This window comes from Mycetohabitans sp. B2, from assembly GCF_021733735.1.
Taxonomy (GTDB): Bacteria; Pseudomonadota; Gammaproteobacteria; order Burkholderiales; family Burkholderiaceae; genus Mycetohabitans; species Mycetohabitans rhizoxinica.
The window spans coordinates 46,613-65,721 of sequence record NZ_JAHKSP010000022.1 but is presented as its reverse complement, the minus strand read 5'-3'; the positions used below and the strand labels follow the sequence as shown (position 1 = coordinate 65,721).

19 protein-coding genes are annotated in these 19,109 nt (G+C 63.6%); 14 read left to right on the top strand and 5 right to left on the bottom strand.

The window, feature by feature from the left end:
* A partial coding sequence (locus tag KPG66_RS05280; RefSeq protein WP_237070203.1) for a hypothetical protein occupies positions 1-216 on the top strand: 216 nt, incomplete at its 5' end.
* Between the two features lie 38 nt (positions 217-254).
* On the opposite strand, the gene KPG66_RS05275 is transcribed toward KPG66_RS05280, so the two are convergent.
* On the bottom strand, positions 255-1,031 hold the full coding sequence (locus tag KPG66_RS05275) for an enoyl-CoA hydratase (protein ID WP_237070202.1): 777 nt from the start codon (positions 1,029-1,031) through the stop codon (positions 255-257).
* Positions 1,032-1,155: 124 nt separating this feature from the next.
* On the opposite strand from KPG66_RS05275, the gene paaN reads away from it, so the two are divergent.
* From paaN to paaK, 5 genes are all read left to right on the top strand, one after another.
* The gene (gene paaN, locus KPG66_RS05270) at positions 1,156-2,835 is read left to right on the top strand and encodes a phenylacetic acid degradation protein PaaN (protein ID WP_237070201.1); all 1,680 of its coding nucleotides are present in this window, start codon (positions 1,156-1,158) and stop codon (positions 2,833-2,835) included.
* Between the two features lie 67 nt (positions 2,836-2,902).
* Positions 2,903-4,105 (top strand): 3-oxoadipyl-CoA thiolase, encoded by a 1,203-nt coding sequence (gene pcaF / locus KPG66_RS05265; protein WP_237070200.1) that lies wholly within the window; start codon positions 2,903-2,905, stop codon positions 4,103-4,105.
* A 46-nt stretch (positions 4,106-4,151) separates the two neighbouring features.
* Positions 4,152-4,943, top strand: a complete 792-nt coding sequence (paaG, locus tag KPG66_RS05260; RefSeq protein WP_237070199.1) for a 2-(1,2-epoxy-1,2-dihydrophenyl)acetyl-CoA isomerase PaaG — start codon at positions 4,152-4,154, stop codon at positions 4,941-4,943.
* Position 4,944: 1 nt separating this feature from the next.
* On the top strand, positions 4,945-5,415 hold the full coding sequence (gene paaI / locus KPG66_RS05255) for a hydroxyphenylacetyl-CoA thioesterase PaaI (protein WP_237070198.1): 471 nt from the start codon (positions 4,945-4,947) through the stop codon (positions 5,413-5,415).
* Positions 5,416-5,455: 40 nt separating this feature from the next.
* Positions 5,456-6,757 (top strand): phenylacetate--CoA ligase PaaK, encoded by a 1,302-nt coding sequence (paaK, locus tag KPG66_RS05250; RefSeq protein WP_237070197.1) that lies wholly within the window; start codon positions 5,456-5,458, stop codon positions 6,755-6,757.
* A gap of 43 nt (positions 6,758-6,800) precedes the next feature.
* Here paaK and mltA read toward each other — a convergent pair whose 3' ends face one another.
* Both mltA and apaG read right to left on the bottom strand, forming a co-directional pair.
* Positions 6,801-7,874 (bottom strand): murein transglycosylase A, encoded by a 1,074-nt coding sequence (mltA, locus tag KPG66_RS05245; RefSeq protein ID WP_237070207.1) that lies wholly within the window; start codon positions 7,872-7,874, stop codon positions 6,801-6,803.
* A 364-nt stretch (positions 7,875-8,238) separates the two neighbouring features.
* Positions 8,239-8,613, bottom strand: coding sequence for a Co2+/Mg2+ efflux protein ApaG (gene apaG, locus KPG66_RS05240; protein ID WP_013434931.1), 375 nt, complete (start codon positions 8,611-8,613; stop codon positions 8,239-8,241).
* Between the two features lie 276 nt (positions 8,614-8,889).
* Here apaG and rpe point away from each other — a divergent pair, with 276 nt between their 5' ends.
* From rpe to KPG66_RS05200, 8 genes are all read left to right on the top strand, one after another.
* Positions 8,890-9,561: a ribulose-phosphate 3-epimerase gene (gene rpe, locus KPG66_RS05235; RefSeq protein ID WP_237070196.1), complete on the top strand. Its 672-nt coding sequence runs from the start codon at positions 8,890-8,892 to the stop codon at positions 9,559-9,561.
* 7 nt (positions 9,562-9,568) lie between these two features.
* Positions 9,569-10,309, top strand: coding sequence for a phosphoglycolate phosphatase (locus KPG66_RS05230; RefSeq protein WP_272907034.1), 741 nt, complete (start codon positions 9,569-9,571; stop codon positions 10,307-10,309).
* 325 nt (positions 10,310-10,634) lie between these two features.
* Positions 10,635-12,140 carry an anthranilate synthase component I gene (trpE, locus tag KPG66_RS05225; RefSeq protein WP_237070194.1) on the top strand — a complete coding sequence of 502 codons (1,506 nt, stop codon included), beginning with the start codon at positions 10,635-10,637 and terminating at the stop codon, positions 12,138-12,140.
* A 279-nt stretch (positions 12,141-12,419) separates the two neighbouring features.
* Positions 12,420-13,007, top strand: coding sequence for an anthranilate synthase component II (locus KPG66_RS05220; protein WP_237070193.1), 588 nt, complete (start codon positions 12,420-12,422; stop codon positions 13,005-13,007).
* A 68-nt stretch (positions 13,008-13,075) separates the two neighbouring features.
* Positions 13,076-14,107, top strand: a complete 1,032-nt coding sequence (trpD, locus tag KPG66_RS05215; RefSeq protein WP_237070206.1) for an anthranilate phosphoribosyltransferase — start codon at positions 13,076-13,078, stop codon at positions 14,105-14,107.
* A gap of 18 nt (positions 14,108-14,125) precedes the next feature.
* Positions 14,126-14,932, top strand: a complete 807-nt coding sequence (trpC, locus tag KPG66_RS05210) for an indole-3-glycerol phosphate synthase TrpC (protein WP_013434925.1) — start codon at positions 14,126-14,128, stop codon at positions 14,930-14,932.
* Positions 14,933-14,937: 5 nt separating this feature from the next.
* Positions 14,938-15,579, top strand: coding sequence for a CYTH domain-containing protein (locus tag KPG66_RS05205; protein WP_237070205.1), 642 nt, complete (start codon positions 14,938-14,940; stop codon positions 15,577-15,579).
* Positions 15,580-15,631: 52 nt separating this feature from the next.
* On the top strand, positions 15,632-16,570 hold the full coding sequence (locus tag KPG66_RS05200; RefSeq protein WP_237070192.1) for a uracil-DNA glycosylase: 939 nt from the start codon (positions 15,632-15,634) through the stop codon (positions 16,568-16,570).
* Between the two features lie 32 nt (positions 16,571-16,602).
* Here the strand turns inward: KPG66_RS05200 and KPG66_RS05195 are convergent, their stop codons facing one another.
* Both KPG66_RS05195 and KPG66_RS05190 read right to left on the bottom strand, forming a co-directional pair.
* On the bottom strand, positions 16,603-17,196 hold the full coding sequence (locus KPG66_RS05195; RefSeq protein ID WP_013434922.1) for an FMN-dependent NADH-azoreductase: 594 nt from the start codon (positions 17,194-17,196) through the stop codon (positions 16,603-16,605).
* Positions 17,197-17,314: 118 nt separating this feature from the next.
* Positions 17,315-19,108 (bottom strand): M61 family metallopeptidase, encoded by a 1,794-nt coding sequence (locus KPG66_RS05190; RefSeq protein ID WP_237070204.1) that lies wholly within the window; start codon positions 19,106-19,108, stop codon positions 17,315-17,317.
* Position 19,109: the final 1 nt, after the last annotated feature.

Sequence of the window (19,109 nt, the reverse complement as noted above, 5' to 3'; positions counted from 1 at the left end):
TTACTTGTTAAAGAGCATCGCGCCCACCGTGCCTCAGCCTGCCCGGCTTCAGCCCCCTGCGTCGCGTCGCTGCATCAGCAGCAGAGAAACGAGATTATGAAGATTTCTCATCGTGGCGTCAAGAAGTTTTTAAAACTTTTTTCACCACGGGGTTTCGAGAAAATTCCGCTCACCCACCCCACTTTCGCGCAACGGCGTCCGTCGTGCGAAAAATAAGATTCTAGCGCCCCGCCACCTCCAACGCAAGCCTGTTTTCAACGATGCTTGAAGACGGGCTTGCGCTTCTCGACAAACGCAGCCATCCCTTCCTTCTGATCCTCGGTGGCAAACAGCGAGTGGAACAGCCGGCGCTCGAAATGCACGCCCTCGGTCAGCAAGGTCTCGTACGACTGATTGATCGATTCCTTGATCATCATCACCGAAGGTAACGAATATTCAGCAATCGCAGCCGCCGTGCTGAGCGCCTCGTCCAGGAACTTGTTCACTCCGACTACGCGGGATACCAGTCCCGCGCGCTCCGCTTCGTGTGCATCCATGAAGCGCCCGGTCAGGCACAGGTCCATCGCTTTGGCCTTGGAGATCGCGCGCGGCAGGCGCTGCGTGCCACCCGCGCCCGGCATGATCCCAAGCTTGACCTCCGGCAGGCCGAACTGCGCGGTGTCCGCCGCGATGATAATGTCGCACATCATCGCCAGTTCGCACCCGCCGCCCAGCGCGAAGCCCGCTACTGCAGCGATCACCGGTTTGCGCACCGCACGCACCGCCTCCCAGTTGCGCGTAATGTAGTTTCCTTTATAGACATCCATATAGGTGTACTTCGCCATCATTCCGATGTCCGCGCCGGCGGCGAATGCTTTTTCGCTACCCGTCACCACGATCGTGCCGATCTGCTCATCGTCGTCGAACGCCTTGAGCGCCGCGCCCAACTCGTCCATCAGCGCGTCGTTCAGTGCATTGAGCGCCTTCGGTCGGTGCAGCGTGATCAGCCCAACCCGTCCGCTTGTGTCGACCAAAATGTTTTCGTATGTCATGAATTCTCCACTGGCAAGGGGAACCGCGAAAAAACGCCGCGCAACCCGAAAAGAATGCTAACATTTTCCAACCAACCGGTCGGTTTATTTATCCTTCTCCGCCTCATTTGTCCGACTACCCGCCATGACACATCCGTTGTTTGCGAAACATGAATCGACGTTGACACAGGCACTTCAGGCACAGGAAACGCGCGGCTACTGGAGTCCGTTCCCCGAGATGCCCAGCCCCAAGGTGTACGGGGAAACGGCGAACGCGGACGGTGAGCAATCGTTCAAAGCGCTTTTGAACCAAACGTTCGATTTGGATCAACCCAGTAATGGACTGGTAGGCCAGGAGCACTCGCCGTTCGGCTTCGCTTTGGACGTGCGCTATCCGAAGGCCGATCCGGACCGACTGTTCGCTGCCGTGGCGCGCGCGCAGCAACCATGGCAGCGCGCGGGCCGCGAGGCGTGGATTGGCGTGAGCCTGGAGATTCTGCAGCGGCTGAACCGGGCAAGCTTCGAGATCGCCTACAGCGTGATGCATACGACCGGGCAGGCATTCATGATGGCGTTCCAGGCCGGCGGGCCGCACGCGCAGGACCGCGCGCTCGAGGCCATCGCATGTGCATGGGACCAATTGCGGCGCATCCCGGCCCAAGCTTACTGGGAAAAGCCCCAAGGCAAGAACCCGCCGCTGGCAATGGAAAAGCACTTTACGATCGTGCCGCGCGGCATCGGCCTGGTGCTTGGCTGTTGTACCTTTCCGACATGGAACAGTTATCCGGGACTGTTTGCTGATCTTGCGACCGGCAACGCGGTGGTCGTCAAGCCACATCCTGGCGCGATCCTGCCACTGGCGATCACCGTGCGTATCGCGCGCGACGTGCTGCGCGAGGCCGGCTTCGATCCGAACGTCGTTACGCTATTGGCAACGGATCCGGATGACGGCACGCTCGTGCAGCAGCTCGCCACGCGCCCCGATGTTCGACTGATCGATTTCACGGGTAGCACGCACAACGGCAATTGGCTCGAGCGCAACGCGACCCAGGCCCACGTGTATACCGAGAAGGCGGGCGTGAACCAGATCGTCATCGACTCGGTCGACGACATCAAGGCGGCCGCACGCAATATCGCATTCTCGCTGGCGCTGTACTCGGGCCAGATGTGTACCGCACCACAAAACATCTATGTGCCGCGCAACGGCATCCGCACCGCCGACGGTACGCTTAGCTTTGACGAAGTCGGCCAAGCAATCGCCGAGGCCGTCCAAAAACTGACGTCGGACTCAGCCAAGGCGGTCGAATTGATCGGAGCCATCCAAAACGACGCCGTCGTGCAGCGTATCGAGCGGGCGCGCGCGCTCGGTAGCGTGTTACTGGACAGCCAACCGCTCGTGCATCCCGCGTTCGAGCATGCACGCGTGCACACGCCGCTGCTGGTCAAGCTGGATGCGGCCACCGACCAGAACCGATTCACGCAGGAATGGTTCGGCCCGATCGCATTCGTCATCGCGACGGATTCCACCGCGCAATCGCTGGCGCTGGCCGGCTCGATTGCCGCGCAGCACGGCGCGCTGACCCTATCTGTATACAGTGGTGACGAAGCAGTGCAGCAAGCCGCGCACGAAGCGGCGATCAAAGGCGGCGTCGCGCTGTCGCTGAACTTGACCGGCGGCGTGTTCGTGAACCAGTCCGCGGCGTTCTCGGACTTCCATGGCACCGGTGCGAACCCAGCGGCCAATGCGACGCTGACCGACGCCGCGTTTGTGGCGAACCGCTTCCGCGTCGTGCAAAGCCGCGCGCACGTAGCACCGCGCGGCTGACCGGCGCCACCTCGGCATTGCTCCGCACCGACGAAAACGAACTCGACAAGCGTAGGCGAATGGCACCATGACCGAAGCTTTTATCTGTGATGCAGTCCGCACGCCGTTTGGCCGCTATGGCGGCGCGCTAAAAGACGTTCGCGCAGATGACCTTGGCGCGATCCCGATCAAGGCGCTGCTCGAGCGTTATCCGTCAATGGACTGGGCGGCGGTCAACGACGTGATCTACGGTTGCGCGAATCAGGCCGGCGAAGATAATCGCAACGTCGCCCGGATGGCCGCGCTGCTCGCCGGCCTGCCCGTTGACGTGCCGGGCGCCACGGTAAACCGGCTATGCGGCTCGGGCATGGATGCGATCGGCACCGCGGCGCGGGCAATCCGCGCAGGTGACGCGTCGCTGATGCTGGCCGGCGGTGTCGAGAGCATGACGCGCGCGCCGTTCGTGATGGGCAAGGCCAGCACCGCGTTCTCGCGCCAGACCGAAGTCTTCGATACAACGATTGGCTGGCGTTTCGTGAACCGGCTGATGAAGCAGCAGTACGGCATCGATTCGATGCCGCAGACCGCCGAAAACGTCGCGGCCGACTATAACGTAAGCCGTGCCGACCAAGACGCATTCGCGTTACGCAGCCAGCAAAAGGCCGCTCGTGCGCAGCGTGACGGCGTGCTGGCTGCCGAGATCGTGCCGGTCACTGTGCCATCCCGCAACGGCGATGCGATCGTGGTGCAGCACGACGAGCATCCGCGCGAAACGTCGATGGACGCACTGGCCAAGCTCGTCGGTGTGGTACGCCCAGACGGTACCGTCACCGCCGGCAATGCGTCCGGCATCAACGATGGCGCATGTGCGCTGCTAATCGCCAGCGAAGCAGCCGCACGCATGCACGGGCTTACGCCGAAGGCGCGCGTGCTCGGTATGGCAACGGCGGGAGTCGAGCCACGCGTGATGGGCATCGGACCAGCGCCCGCGACACGCAAGCTACTGCGGCAATTGAACATGACGCTCGAGCAGTTCGACGTCATCGAGTTAAACGAAGCATTCGCTGCACAAGGCCTGGCCGTGCTGCGGCTGCTGGGCATCGACGACGGCGACCCGCGCGTGAACCCGAACGGCGGTGCGATCGCGCTTGGCCACCCGCTTGGCGCATCCGGCGCGCGGCTGGTCACGGCCGCAATGTACCAGTTGCACCGCAACGGCGGCCACTATGCATTATGCACGATGTGCATTGGAGTCGGACAGGGCATCGCATTGGCCATCGAGCGCGTCTGAAGTCGGCCTCGCGCACTCCATTTTGCCTAGGCAGGAGGGAACTCCCATGACCTACACGTCAATTCTGCTCGACATCGACGCAGCCGCTCACGTCGCAACCATTACGCTGAACCGCCCGGATAAGCTCAACAGCTTCACCCGCGCGATGCACGCCGAGTTGCGCGCGGCGCTGGATGAAGTGCAGCGTGCGGGTGCCCGGGCGCTGATACTGACAGGCGCAGGAAAGGCATTTTGCGCGGGCCAGGATCTCGCGGACCTCGACTTCACACCCGGCCATGAAACCGACCTGGGTGAGTTGATCGATCAAAACTTCAATGCACTCGTGCGACGGCTGCAGCAGCTGCCGCTGCCGGTGACCGCAGCGATCAACGGCACAGCAGCAGGCGCTGGCGCAAACCTGGCGCTGGCATGCGACATCACACTTGCCGCGCGTTCGAGCCGTTTCATCCAGGCTTTCGTGAAGATTGGGCTGGTACCGGACACTGGCGGCACGTGGACGCTGCCACGACGAGTCGGTATCGCCCGCGCGCTGGGACTGTCGCTCACTGGTGAGAAACTCAGCGCGGAGAAGGCCGAAGCGTGGGGCCTGATCTGGCGCGTCGTCGACGATGCGGCCCTTCTACCACAAGCGCGGAAACTCGCCGCGGAACTCGCGCAGCAGCCCACCGCCGCGATCGTCGCGACCCGGCAGGCCATCCGCAGCGGCGCCACGCTGGATTTAGACGTACAGCTGGATCTTGAACGCGACCTGCAGCGCAAACTTGGCGCGTCGCACGATTATGCGGAAGGCGTGCGCGCGTTCATCGAGAAACGTCAACCCCGTTTTAAAGGACACTAATATGGACTGCCCTTCCCACACCGACGCCGAACCCAGCGTGGTGCAAGCCGAGCTGCTCGCGCGCCACTGTGCCGCGCAGATGTACGAGAGTGATGCGTGCACCCGCTGGCTCGGCATTCAGGTAGTCGAAGTTCGGCCCGGCTATGCGCGCGCGACGATGCAGGTACGCGCCGAATTTCTGAACGGCCACGCTATCTGCCACGGCGGGTTGATCTTCACGCTTGCCGATTCGGCATTCGCATTTGCGTGCAACACTTATAACGTGAATACAGTGGCAGCCGGATGCACGATCGAATACCTGCGGCCGGTGCACCACGGCGACGCGCTGACCGCGGAAGCCGTGGAACAGGTGCGATCTGGGCGCACCGGCCTCTACGACATCCGTATAACGAATCGCGCCGGCGAGCCGGTCGCCATGTTTCGCGGCAAGTCAGCACAAATTAAAGGAAACGTTATCCGTTCAAACGACTGACGCCCGCCACGGGGCAGACACAATAATAAGGAGAATTTCGATGAGTACCGCACTGCCGCTGGAGCCGATTGAAAAAGCCAGCCGCGACGAACTACAGGCCCTGCAGCTTGAACGGCTGAAGAAAACTCTGGCGCACGCGTATGCGCATTCACCGGTCTATCGGCGCAAGTTCGATGACGCGGCCGTGCATCCCGACGACTTGAAGACGCTGGCGGACCTGTCTCACTTTCCGTTCACGACGAAGCAAGATTTTCGCGATAACTATCCGTTCGGCATGTTCGCCGTGCCGATGGACCAGGTCTCGCGCATCCATGGTTCGTCCGGTACCACCGGCAAGCCGACCGTGGTCGGCTACACGGCCAACGACATCGACATGTGGGCCAATCTCATGGCGCGCTCCATCCGCGCGGCCGGGGCACGGCGCGGCGACAAGGTTCATGTCAGCTACGGCTACGGGCTTTTTACCGGTGGTCTGGGCGCACACTACGGCGCGGAGCGCGCGGGCCTGACCGTGATCCCGTTCGGCGGCGGGCAGACCGAGAAGCAGGTCCAGCTGATCCATGACTTTCGACCCGACATCATCATGGTCACACCCAGCTACATGTTATCGATCGCCGATGAATTCGAGCGACGCGACCTGAATCCGGTCGAATCGTCGTTGCGCATCGGCATCTTCGGCGCGGAGCCGTGGACCAACGACATGCGCGCAGCGATCGAGAAACGCATGGGCATCGACGCGGTAGACATCTATGGGCTGTCAGAGATCATCGGCCCCGGCGTCGCCTCCGAATACGCGGAAACCAAGGACGGCCCGACGATCTGGGAAGACCACTTCTATCCGGAAATCATCGACCCGGACACTGGCGAGGTGCTGCCCGAAGGCGTATTCGGCGAGCTGGTGTTCACCTCGCTGACCAAAGAGGCTTTGCCGATCATCCGCTATCGCACCCGTGATCTGAGCCGGCTGCTACCCGGCACCGGGCGCGCGATGCGGCGCATGGAGAAGATCACCGGCCGCTGCGATGACATGATGATCATCCGAGGCGTGAATGTGTTCCCGTCGCAAATCGAGGAGTTGTTGCTCAAGCACGCCACCGTGCTTGCCCCTCACTACCAGATCGTGCTGACCAAGGAAGGCCCGCTCGACGTGATGACGGTCCAGGTCGAGCCCTGTCCGGAATCGGCGCTAAACAAACGCGCGGTCGAAGCGGCACGCGCGAGTCTGGCGCACGATGTCAAGGCGCTGGTCGGCGTCACGGCGCAAATCGCCGCCTTGCCAGTGAACAGCATCGAGCGCTCAGTGGGCAAGGCGCGCCGCGTCGTGGACAAACGCCGCACGTAAGCCTGAGGCCTGAGCCGATAGCGGCCGCGCGCAACACGGCCACTCAGCTGTTGGGCAGCAGCAGCCACATTCGGCCGCCCTGCTTCATCCGGCCGGCCAGATCGCCCGCGTCATCGCCCAGTCCCCAAAAGTAGTCGGCCCGCACGCCGCCTTTGATGGCGCTGCCCACGTCCTGCGCGAACACCAGCCGGTTCATCGGCTGATTCGACAATGGCCGGGTGGTCTGCAGGAATACCGGCGTGCCAAGCGGAATCGACGTCGGGTCGACCGCGATCGAACGCTCGGGCGTGAGCGGCACCCCCAGCGCACCGACCGGCCCGTCGGCTCCGCCGCTGGGCACGCCCTCGCTGGACGGCACTTCCTTGAAGAATACGAAGCGCGGATTCACGTCCAGCAGAGCATCAACGCGTAACCGGTTCGCCCGGGCCCATGCCTTGATTCCCTGCATTGTCGCCTGTGCCGGTGAAAGCTCGCCACGATCGATCAGCCAACGGCCAATCGAACGATACGGCTGGTTGTTGGTGCCGCTGTAACCAACCCGCATCACCGTGCCGTCGTCAAGCAATACCCGGCCGGAGCCTTGCACTTGCAGGAAAAACGCCTCGATCGGATCGTCCACGTAGACAAGCTCGTTGCCGGCCAACACGCCAGAGCGCATTAGCTGCGCACGCGGCGGCAACGCGGCGCCCGGGCGGACTGCCCTTGGCCAGCGATACAACGGGTACAGGTACGGCGCCCGCCGGTACCGGGACCCGTGCAACATCGGCTCGTAGTAGCCGGTGACAAGGCCGTCGAGCGTGCCGTCGCTATTGGCCAGCACAAACGGCGTGAAGTACGTCTCGAAAAACGTGCGCGCGGCGGCCACGTCAAGATCATCCAGTTGCTGCGCTGCAACGCACGCGCGCCGCCAATTCGCCAGACTGCTCATGCTCGCACAGTTCTGCCGCAGCGCAGCGGCGGCGCCGATCAGGCTGTCCTCCTGCCAACCGGGCACCTGCTGCCAACTGACCGGCGTAAGCCGCGCATCGGCCAGCGCCTGCTGGCTCGGCACGGCACCGGCCGGCGTCACGCGTGCCGCCGGCCGCACCGCCCCGCCGCCACCGCATGAGGCCAGCATCGCCGCCGCGACGAGCGCCGCGGCCAGCGCCGCGGCGCGGCCCCAACGCCGCACGCCGGCCGCATGCCGGCCCCTTGCGGCCACCCACCTCGGTCCGCCGCCATGCGCGCCACCGTTACCATACAAGCAACCGTTAAAATGCTCGCTCGCTTCCCAAACCGCCATGTCCGAATGCTTCACCGCTTGCCCGTGGCTACTGTCCACGATTGAAATACTGCTGCCGATTGGATTGGTCGCGTACATCGTATGGTACGTGCGCCGCCCGCCGCGCAAGCGTGATTGACGCCCTGCGGCGCTGCGCCGGCCAGCCGCCGCGGTGCTGCGCACCGGAGCGCTCGCGGCGCCACGCCGCCATCGTGCGCGCTCAATGCAGCGTGCGCGGCATGCACAGCGCGAATTCCGCTACCGGCACCTCGAAGCGCGTAGCGTCCTCGGCCACACAAAAGTACTCGCCGCGCATCGTGCCCACCGGCGTCGCAATGACCGCCCAACTCGTATATTCGAATTGCTCGCCCGGCTGCAACAACGGCTGATGCCCGACGACCCCGAGCCCTTTGACCTCTTGCACCTTCGCGTCGCTGTCGGTGATGATCCAATGGCGCGCAATCAGTTGCGAGGCAACCTGTCCCGTGTTGCGTATTGTCAACGTGTAGGCGAACGCATATTGCTGGCGCTCTGGATCGGACTGGTCCGGCAGATAGGCCGCCTGTGCCGAGACGCTCAATTCGTACTGACTCATCCTGAATTCCGGTAAAGGTCGCGCAATACGGGCGCGCGCTTACCCGTGGCGCGGGTATGTAGGCGCCTGCGCATCGCATTTTCGTTGATGCGCCTGCGTGTCGCAACCTGCAATGCGATGTGGCTGACCCGATGTGGCCGATGTGACGTCGCTCGCGTAACGCGATCCACTGACACATCGACGCGGGCATCAGAGCGCCGCGCCCCGGCTGGCGTCGCGCCGGCACGCTAGAATAACGCTTTGTCTGCCGCTCAGCGCCTGCCAACGAGTTCCAAGATGACTTTTCGCATCGCCCCAAGCATTCTTTCCGCCGACTTCGCCCGTCTCGGCGAAGAAGTGCGCAACGTGGTCGCCGCCGGCGCCGACTGGATCCACTTCGACGTGATGGACAACCATTACGTGCCTAACCTGACGATCGGCCCAATGGTCTGTGAAGCGATCCGCCCGCACGTCAACGTGCCGATCGACGTGCATCTGATGGTGCGTCCGGTGGACCGCCTCGTGCCAGACTTCGCAAGGGCGGGCGCGAACGTGATCAGCTTTCATCCAGAGGCGTCTGACCATATCGATCGCACGCTGTCACTGATCCGGGACCACGGTTGCAAGGCGGGATTGGTATTCAATCCCGCCACGTCGTTGAACTACCTGGACCATGTGATGGAGCGCATCGACCTGGTGTTGATTATGTCGGTGAATCCCGGTTTTGGCGGACAGTCGTTTATTCCCGAGGCACTGAACAAGCTGCGCGAAGCGCGGCGGCGCATCGACGCGTATGCAGCGCAGACGGGCCGCGAGATTCACCTGGAGGTAGACGGCGGCGTGAAGGCCGACAACATCGCACAGATCGCGGCGGCCGGCGCCGATACGTTTGTCGCGGGTTCGGCGATTTTCGGGCAACCCGATTACCGGCAGGTGATTAACCAGATGCGCGCCGCACTCGGACGATGAACGCGTGATGACCGACACGAGCCTGACACCGGTCGCCGATGACGATCGTCGCGGTGCGCTCACCATTGGACCGATCGAGGCCGCAATCGTCGATTTGGATGGCACGATGGTCGATACCGCCGGCGATTTTACGGCGGCGCTCAACGCGGTGCTCGGCGAGCTGGGCTTGCCGCCGATCAACCAAGCCGAAGTCGTCGCCTACGTCGGCAAGGGCTCCGAGCATCTCGTGCGCAGCGTGCTGTCGGCACGCCTGCCGCCAGCCGCGGCCGAGCAGCGGTTCGATGTGGCACTGGCTGGATACCAACGGGCATACGCGGTGGTCAATGGCCGCCACACGCGGCTCTACCCGGACGTGATTCGCGGGCTGGACGCATTCGGGGCTGCGCGGATCAAGCTTGCATGCGTAACCAACAAACCGCTTCGATTCGCGCTCGAGTTGCTCGAACAGTATGGCCTGCGACCGTATTTCGAAGTGGTGCTCGGCGGCGACAGCCTGCCACGGAAAAAGCCGGACCCGTTACCGATGCTGGCCGCGTGCGACGCGCTCGGCGTGCCGCCCGCGCGGGCGGTCGCGATCGGCGACTCGGAAAACGACGCGCGCGCAGCGCGCGCCGCCGGGCTCGCGACGTTGACCGTGCCATACGGCTACAACCACGGCCAACCTGTACAATTGATCGACTCGGATGGTATAGTGGACTCGCTGCTGGAGGCGGCCCGCCGGGTAACGGCACCGTACGCCGCGCAGTAGCTTCCATCCCAGGGTATCCGCTACCATCGTCATGTTTCTGAACAGAAAACGCAGTCTTGGCAGTATCGACCGGGGAGCCTGGCCCTGGCGCCGCTGGCACGCCTAAGCGCGATCCCGCGCCGAAGCCCGTTGCTTGCCGGGTTTCGATTTCTCCCGTTTTTTGTTTTCGTTGTTGCTCCCAGCATCGCGGCGGTGTCCGCGATGCGCGCCGTGTAGCACCGCCGCGTCCCGGTACGTCGGCTTTGGCACCTACGCTGCGGCCGGGCCGCGACATCGGCTCCGTGTATGCCGCGCCGTGCACGGAGCGCCAACAGGACTTGCCAACATGACCGAGCTCGAATTCCAGTCCCTTGCCAACGAAGGCTACAACCGCATTGCGCTGATTGCCGAGGCGCTCGCCGACCTCGATACGCCGCTGTCACTGTATCTGAAACTCGCTCAACCCGAACGAGGAGGCGCAAATTCGTTCCTGCTCGAGTCGGTGGTCGGCGGCGAACGCTTCGGCCGCTATTCATTCATCGGCCTACCCGCCCGCACCTTGTTGCGCACGCGGCAAGCCGACGGCACCGGCATCACCGAAGTGGTGCGCGACGGCCAGGTCATCGAAACGCACGAAGGCGATCCGTTTGCATTCATCGCGCAGTTCCAGGCGCGCTTCAAGGTCGCGCTCCGGCCCGGCATGCCCCGTTTCTGCGGCGGCCTGGCGGGCTACTTCGGCTACGACGCGGTGCGCTTCATCGAGAAGAAGCTCGCACATTCAACGCCGAAGGACGATCTGGGCCTGCCGGACATCCAACTGCTGTTGACTGAAGAAGTAGCGGTAATCGACAACCTAGCTGGCAAGCTCTACCTCATTGTCTACGCCGATCCGGGTGCCCCGGAAGCGTACCCGCGCGCCAAGCAGCGGCTGCGCGAATTGCGCAACCGGTTACGCAGCCCGGCCCAGCCTCCGGTCACGTCGCCGACGGTGCGCACTGATACCTATCGCGAGTTCGCCAAGGATGACTATCTGGCCGCGGTGAGCAAGGCCAAGGAATACATCGCCGCCGGCGAACTGATGCAGGTGCAGGTCGGGCAGCGGATGACAAAACCGTTTCGCGACAATCCCCTATCGCTGTATCGCGCGCTGCGCTCGCTGAACCCGTCGCCGTACATGTATTTCTACAACTTCGGTGACTTCCACGTGGTCGGCGCGTCACCTGAAATCCTGGTACGACAGGAAGCGCGCGGCGACGAGCAGATCGTGACGATCCGTCCGCTGGCCGGCACGCGCGCGCGCGGCAATACGCCGGAGCGTGACGCGCAGTTGGCGACGGAATTGCTGAACGACCCGAAGGAGATCGCCGAGCACGTGATGCTGATCGATCTCGCACGCAATGACGTCGGCCGCATCGCGCAAACGGGCTCCGTGGTCGTCACCGACAAGATGGTGATCGAGAAATACTCGCACGTGCAGCACATCGTCAGTTCGGTCGAGGGCAAGCTTAAGCCTGGCACGACGCCCTTCGATGTGCTGCGCGCCACGTTCCCAGCCGGCACGCTGTCCGGCGCCCCAAAGGTGCGCGCGCTGGAGTTGATCGATGAACTCGAGCCGGTCAAACGCGGCCTGTACGGCGGCGCGGTCGGCTATCTGTCATTTTCTGGCGAGATGGATCTGGCAATCACGATCCGCACCGGCGTGATCCACGGCGGCAACTTGTACACGCAGGCAGCCGCCGGCATCGTCGCCGATTCGGTACCTGAAGCAGAATGGCAGGAAACCGAGAACAAGGCACGTGCAGTATTGCGCGCCGCCGAGCATGTACAGGACGGCCTGGATGCGCCATTCTGATAGGGCGGCTCCCAGCGCAAGGAGATTGCCGATGCCGTTGACAGATTCAGCCGTCGCCAACACGCCCGAACCGCTCGATGCGGGTCCCGTGGTCTTTGCTGTCGCTCGCGCAGCCGGTTGCGTGGACAACGTGCGCCCAGCGCGCGCCCGCGTTCATGTTCGCGCCCGTTTGCGTCGGGCGCCTGGGGCGACCCCATGCCGGGCCGCACCGCGCGGGTCCGCGGGCCAGCGGCCTCATCGCGGCGACTTTTCGTTCAATATCAGTCCATTGGGTGCCGTATGCTGCTGATGATCGATAACTATGACTCGTTCACCTACAACCTTGTCCAGTATTTCGGCGAGTTGGGTGAGCAGGTGCGGACCTACCGCAATGACGAAATCACCTGCGACGAGATCGCCGAGCTGGACCCCCAGCATATCTGCCTGTCACCCGGACCAAGCAATCCGCAGCATGCCGGCGTGACGCTCGCGGTAATCCAACGCTTCGCTGGCCGCATCCCGATGCTCGGCGTATGCCTGGGACACCAAGCGATCGGCGAGGCGTTCGGCGGCCGCATCGTGCGCGCCAAGACGATCATGCATGGTAAGGTCAGCGAAATCGAGACCGACCGGCGGGGGGTCTTCGCCGATCTGCCGCACCGCTTCAAGGTCACACGATACCACTCGCTGTCCATCGAGCGCGACACGCTGCCCGACTGCCTGGAAGTCTGCGCATGGACCGACGATGGCGAAATCATGGGCGTGCGCCACAAGACGCTGCCGATCGAGGGTGTGCAGTTCCACCCGGAATCGATCCTGTCCGAGCATGGCCATGCGCTGCTGAAGAATTTCATCACTCAAAGCCGCACTGCGGCGCTTGCCCGATGAGCGCGTCCCCTACTGGCGCGACGCCCCTGTCGGCGCCGCTCACTGGCCTGACCCGCACGGAGAACCGGATGCCCATCACCCCCCAGGAAGCGCTGCAGCGTACCATCGAGCACCGCGAGATCTTCCATGACGAGATGCTGCACTTGATGCGGATGATCATGCGCGGAGAAATGTCGCCGGTCATGGCGGCCGCCATCATCACCGGGCTACGCGTGAAGAAGGAAACGGTCGGTGAGATCGCCGCGGCGGCAACCGTCATGCGCGAGTTCGCCCACCACGTGCAGGTAGCCGACAACCGGCACTTTGTCGACATCGTGGGCACCGGTGGCGACGGCTCGCATACGTTCAATATCTCCACGGCGACGATGTTCGTGACCGCCGCAGCCGGTGCAAGGGTCGCCAAGCACGGCAATCGCGGCGTGTCATCCAAGTCCGGCAGCGCCGATGTGCTCGAGGCGCTTGGCGTCAACGTCAACCTAACGCCGGAGCAGGTGGCGCAGTCCATCGAGGCGACCGGCATGGGGTTCATGTTCGCGCCGAACCACCATCCGGCGATGAAGAACGTCGCGCCGATCCGTCGCGAAATGGGGATACGCACGATCTTTAATATACTGGGACCGTTAACCAATCCGGCTGGGGCGCCGAACCAACTGCAGGGCGTGTTCCACGAGGATCTGGTCGGCATCCAGGTCCGGGTGATGCAACGGCTTGGCGCAAACCACGTGCTGGTCGTCTACGGGCGAGATGGGATGGACGAGGTATCGCTCGGCGCGGCGACGCGGGTCGGCGAGTTGCGCGATGGCCAGGTGCACGAATACGAGATCCATCCCGAGGACTTTGGCCTGCAAATGGTGTCGAATCGCTCCCTGAAGGTCGCCAACGCGGACGAATCGAAAGCGATGCTGCTCAGCGCACTAGACAATACGCCGGGCGTCGCCCGCGAGATCGTCGCGCTCAATGCCGGTGCCGCGCTGTATGCGGCCAACGTCGCCGCCTCGATCGGCGACGGGATCCAGCAAGCGCGCGAGGCAATTGCCAGCGGGGCCGCCCGTGCAAAGGTCGATGAACTTGTCCGTTTCACGCAGCAGTTGCGTCATTGAGCCAAGCAGAGCACCACCATGACTGATATCCTCGATCGCATCATTGCCGTCAAGCGCGATGAGATTCGTGCCGCGCAGGCGAGTGCGCCCCTGGCAGAATTGCAACTGAGCGCCCACGCGCGGCGCGGCGACCTGCGTGACTTCGTTGCTGCGTTGCGTGCCAAGCACGCGCTCGAACAGCCGGCGATCATCGCCGAGGTGAAAAAGGCCAGCCCCTCCAAGGGCGTGTTGCGCGAAACCTTCGTGCCAGCCGACATCGCCCGCTCGTACGCGCAGCACGGCGCCGCATGCTTGTCGGTACTCACGGACGCACAGTTTTTCCAGGGCAGCGCGCGCTACCTCCAGCAGGCTCGCGATGCATGCACGCTGCCCGTGCTGCGCAAGGACTTCATCATCGACCCGTACCAGGTGCTGGAGGCGCGTGCGATGGGTGCGGACTGCATTCTGCTGATCGCCGCCGCGCTGGAGCCAGCGCAGATGCGCGAGCTGGAAGCGTACGCGCATTCGCTGGGGCTCGCGGTGCTGGTGGAAGTGCACAACGCGCACGAGCTGGACGTGGCGCTGACGCTGAAGACACCGCTGATCGGCGTCAACAACCGCAACCTGCGCACGTTCGCCGTCACGCTGGACACCACGCTTGGGCTCCTCGGCAGCATTCCCGACGAACGTATCGTAGTCACCGAGTCGGGGATTCTGACGCGCGACGACGTGGACCGGATGCGTGCAGCCGGCGTGCATACCTTCCTGGTCGGTGAGGCATTTATGCGCGCGGACAACCCCGGTGCCGCGCTCGCCGACATGTTTTTCGGACCGCAGCGTCCATGACGACGATGAGCATCGAACGGGAAATCAAGCTTGCGCTGCCGGCGTCGCGGGTCGAGGCCGCCCGCGCGCTGCTCGTTGAGTTGAGCGGACAGGCCGGCCAACCGGTCGCGCTCGCCAGCCTCTACTTCGATACGCCCGACGGCGGGCTCGCGCGCGCCGGCGGTGCGTTGCGATTGCGACGCACGCCCGATGGCTGGCTACAGACCTTCAAGTTTGGCGGTGGCGCGTCGGGCGGCGTGCACAGCCGCCATGAATGGGAAATGGCCGTGGCCGGTGAAGCGCTCGAACTCGACGCGCTGCTCGCCGCGTGCGGCGACGCACAAGCGCGCGCGCTCGTGCGCGACGCTGCGGCGACGCTCGTGCCACTGTTTCGCACCCACTTCACGCGCACGCTATGGCCGCTTCACTGGACCGGCACACTCATCGAAGCCGCGTTGGACATTGGCGAAGTGCAAGCCGAGGTGGACGGCGCTTTGCGGCGCGCACCAATCTGCGAAATCGAGCTTGAATTGAAAGATGCGCCAAACGCCCGCGCGCATGCAGCCCTCGACGCGCTCGCCGACGTCATCCAGCAGCGCTTGCCGGGCACCACATCCGAAGACGTCAGCAAGGCCGAACGGGGTTATCGGTTGCGTAGCGGCCAGTAAGCCATCCGTTGTGGCCGGGCGCCCCACTCTTTTCTCTGCCTTTATCGCGATCATGGCTTCCCGCACTAAAAACTCCACCACCACCGCATTGCGCGGTGCCAGCGAGCAGCGAACCGAGCGCCCGCCGGCGCCAGCCGAGCACCGGCGGGCGTCGGCCGAGCACGGGCAATCATCGTTGCCCGGCAACGCGTTGGCCGACGCTTGGCAACCATCGTTGTTCGACAATCCGCTGTCACCACCGCGTGAGTGCGCGGCGGCACCATCGTCCCGGTCAGGCCCTCCATCTTGCGCGGCGCTCACCCTCGAACAACAATTCGATAACCTGCCACCGGCGTGGCGCGCACACCTGGCGCCGTTCATCGGCAGTCCGGCATACGCGCGCCTGTGCGAGTTCGTCGACCACGAGCGCAGCAGCGGCAAGACGGTCTATCCGACGGACGTATTCCGCGCGTTGCATCTGACGTCGCCGGATGACGTCAAGGTGGTCATCCTAGGTCAGGATCCCTATCACGGCGAAGACAACGGCGTGCCACAGGCGCACGGACTGGCGTTTTCCGTGCCCCCCGGCGTCCGGCCTCCCCCATCGTTACGTAATATTTTCAAGGAAATTGCCGCGACCTTCGACCATGCGGTGCCACGCCATGGCTGCCTGGATGACTGGGCTCGGCAAGGGGTGCTGCTGCTCAATACGGTATTGACCGTGGAGCGCAACCGGGCAGCTAGCCATGCAAAGCGTGGCTGGGAGCCATGCACGGACACACTGATCGAGCACCTTGCCACGCAGCACGAAGGCCTCGTGTTCATGCTGTGGGGCTCGCATGCGCAAGCCAAACGACAGTTACTGCACGGCCGCGGCCACCAGATCCTCGAAGCGCCGCATCCGTCACCGCTGTCGGCGCACCGTGGCTTCCTCGGTTGCCGCCACTTCGCGCTCGCCAATGAACATCTGCGCCAGGTGGGTCGCGAGCCGATCGATTGGCGCGTGCCGTGAGCCGATTGGGGTCTGCTGCCGGCAACTGCGCATCACACGGCGGCAATCGCCTCGCGTGCCGCCGCCAGGCCGCTTTGCTTGGATTGCTCACCGAGGTTCAGCCCTTCGGCGAAGATGAACGTGACGTCGGTCAGGCCGATAAAGGCGAGGAACGTTTTCAAATAAGGCGTCTGCAAATCCGCCGGCGTGCCGAGGTACTTACCACCGCGCGCGGTCACGACATACACCTTCTTGCCTGTGATCAGTCCTTGTGGACCCTGCGCCGTATAGCGGAAGGTCACGCCGGCACGCGCGACGTAGTCAAAATACGCTTTCAACTGGCTCGAGATACCAAAGTTGTACATCGGCGCGCCGATGACAATGATGTCGGCAGCCTTCAACTGCGCCACCAACGCGTCGCTGCGAGCGATGATCGCCTGCTGCTGCGCATTGCGCTGTTCTGCCGGCGTGAAGAAGGCGCCCAGTACCGCCTCGTCCAGGTGCGGCAAGCTGTCGGTCAACAGATCGCGCACGACGAGCGTGGCATCCGGATGCGACTGTTGCAGCTTCGCCACCAATTCATTGGCCAACAGCGTGGATTGCGCGTCCTTGCGCGCAGCGGAATTAATCTGCAGAATCGTAGTCATTTTGGGGCTCCGTCAGGTTCAGTTCGGGCGTCATGCCCGCTTCAGGAGCCATCCTAGTTTTTTGGCGCAGTGCGAAAAAGGGCGTTGCGCGACACAGTTTGTTGCACTGGCGGAACGATCACCGGCCGGCATGCAACCACGCGTCGCGTGCGCGCTTGGCCGATGCAGGAATGGGCCGCGCCGTAAGCGTGTAGTGCGCGACCTCCGGTGCATCCAGCTTGAGTCGTACAGCGCGCAACTCATCTCGACGAAACGCGTGCACCTGCACCATGTCGCCGGGCCGATAACGGGCCAGCAGCGCATCGGGTCCGCTGCCGGGCACCCGCAACCCATCGATCGCCACCAACACGTCACCCGCGGATAAGCCGGCCTTTTGCGCCGCGCCACCATCGTAGACGCTCGCGAGCGTACAGTCACTGCCGGTACGCCAGCGCGCCCCCAACGAGGGTCTGCCGTTCGTGTCGGCAGCAGCCAATTCCACACCGAACGGCGCGAGCAGTGCGTCCAGCGGCAAGTCGCGCGTGCCGTTCACCGCATCACGAAAGAGCCGGCTCAAGTCCGCGCCGCTCGCCTCGGCAAACAACGCCGGAATATCGGCCGCCTCGACGCCGGTTGGCCGCCCTGTGTAGAAGTCGCGTCCGTAGCGTTGCCACAGCAGACGCATCACGTCATCGAGCGACTTGCGATGGCGCGTTTGTGCCCGAATCGACAAGTCGAACGCCAGCGCGATCAGCGATCCCTTCGTGTAGTAACTGACGATCGCATTGCCCGCATTCTCGTCCTGCCGGTAGTACTTGATCCATGCATCGAACGAGCTTTCGGCCACGGTTTGACGCAATCGCCCGGCGCCGCGCAGCACGGAGCCGATTGTCTTGCCCAACTGTGCGAGGTATTCGTCCTGTGAGATCAACCCTGCTCGGACCAGCATGAGGCTTTCGTAGTACGACGTGAACCCCTCGAACAGCCAAAGCAGCGGCGTATAGTTTTCCTGCGTCAGATCGTACGGCGCAAACGCCGCCGGCTTGATCCGCTTCACGTTCCAGGTATGAAAGTACTCGTGACTGCACAGGCCGAGATACGAGCGATAGCCATCCGTGGTCTGCGGCTTGCCCTTTGCCGGCAGATCATCGCGCTTGCAGATCAGCGCGGTCGACGCGCGATGCTCAAGCCCACCGTATCCGTCGCCCACCGCCAGCGTCATGAACACGTACCGATCCATCGGCGCACGTTTCGTGCGGGGTTCAAACAGCGCAATCTGCGCTTCGCATATCCGCTTCAAGTCCGCGCACAACCGCGGCATGTCCAGCGCCTGTACTCTGCCTGCGATCACGACGTCGTGCGGCACACGGTGCGCATCGAAGCGGGCCAGCTCGAACTCGCCGACCGTGACCGGATGGTCGATTAATTCATCATAGTCCTGAGCGACGTACAGGCCGAATGCATAACGACGCGTGCCGCGCGCCTCGCGCAACGCGGTGGCCACCCGCCAGCCGCGATACGCGTTGCCTTCAGGACGCCGAATCTCCACCTCACACGGCTCCTGCTCGCGTCCGGCCACGGCCAGGAATACGCTGGTACCGTTGAAAAACCCGACCGACTCGTCTAGATGCGCGGCGCGCACCGACAGGTCCCACGCGTAGACCTCGTAGGTCAGCGTCAAAGGGCCATCCACGGCGGCCGCACGCCACGTGTTCTTGTTCAGCTTGACGACGGCGACCTTGCGGCCAGCCTGGTTCGTGGCCCTCAGCGTCACAATATTGCGTGCAAATTCGCGAACCAGATAACTGCCCGGTATCCAAACCGGCAGCATAAACTGCTGGCCCTGCGGATCCGGATCCGTCACAGTCAACGTGACCTCGAACACGTGAGCGGCCGGGTGCTTCGGGATAATGGAATAACGAATCGGCTTCATC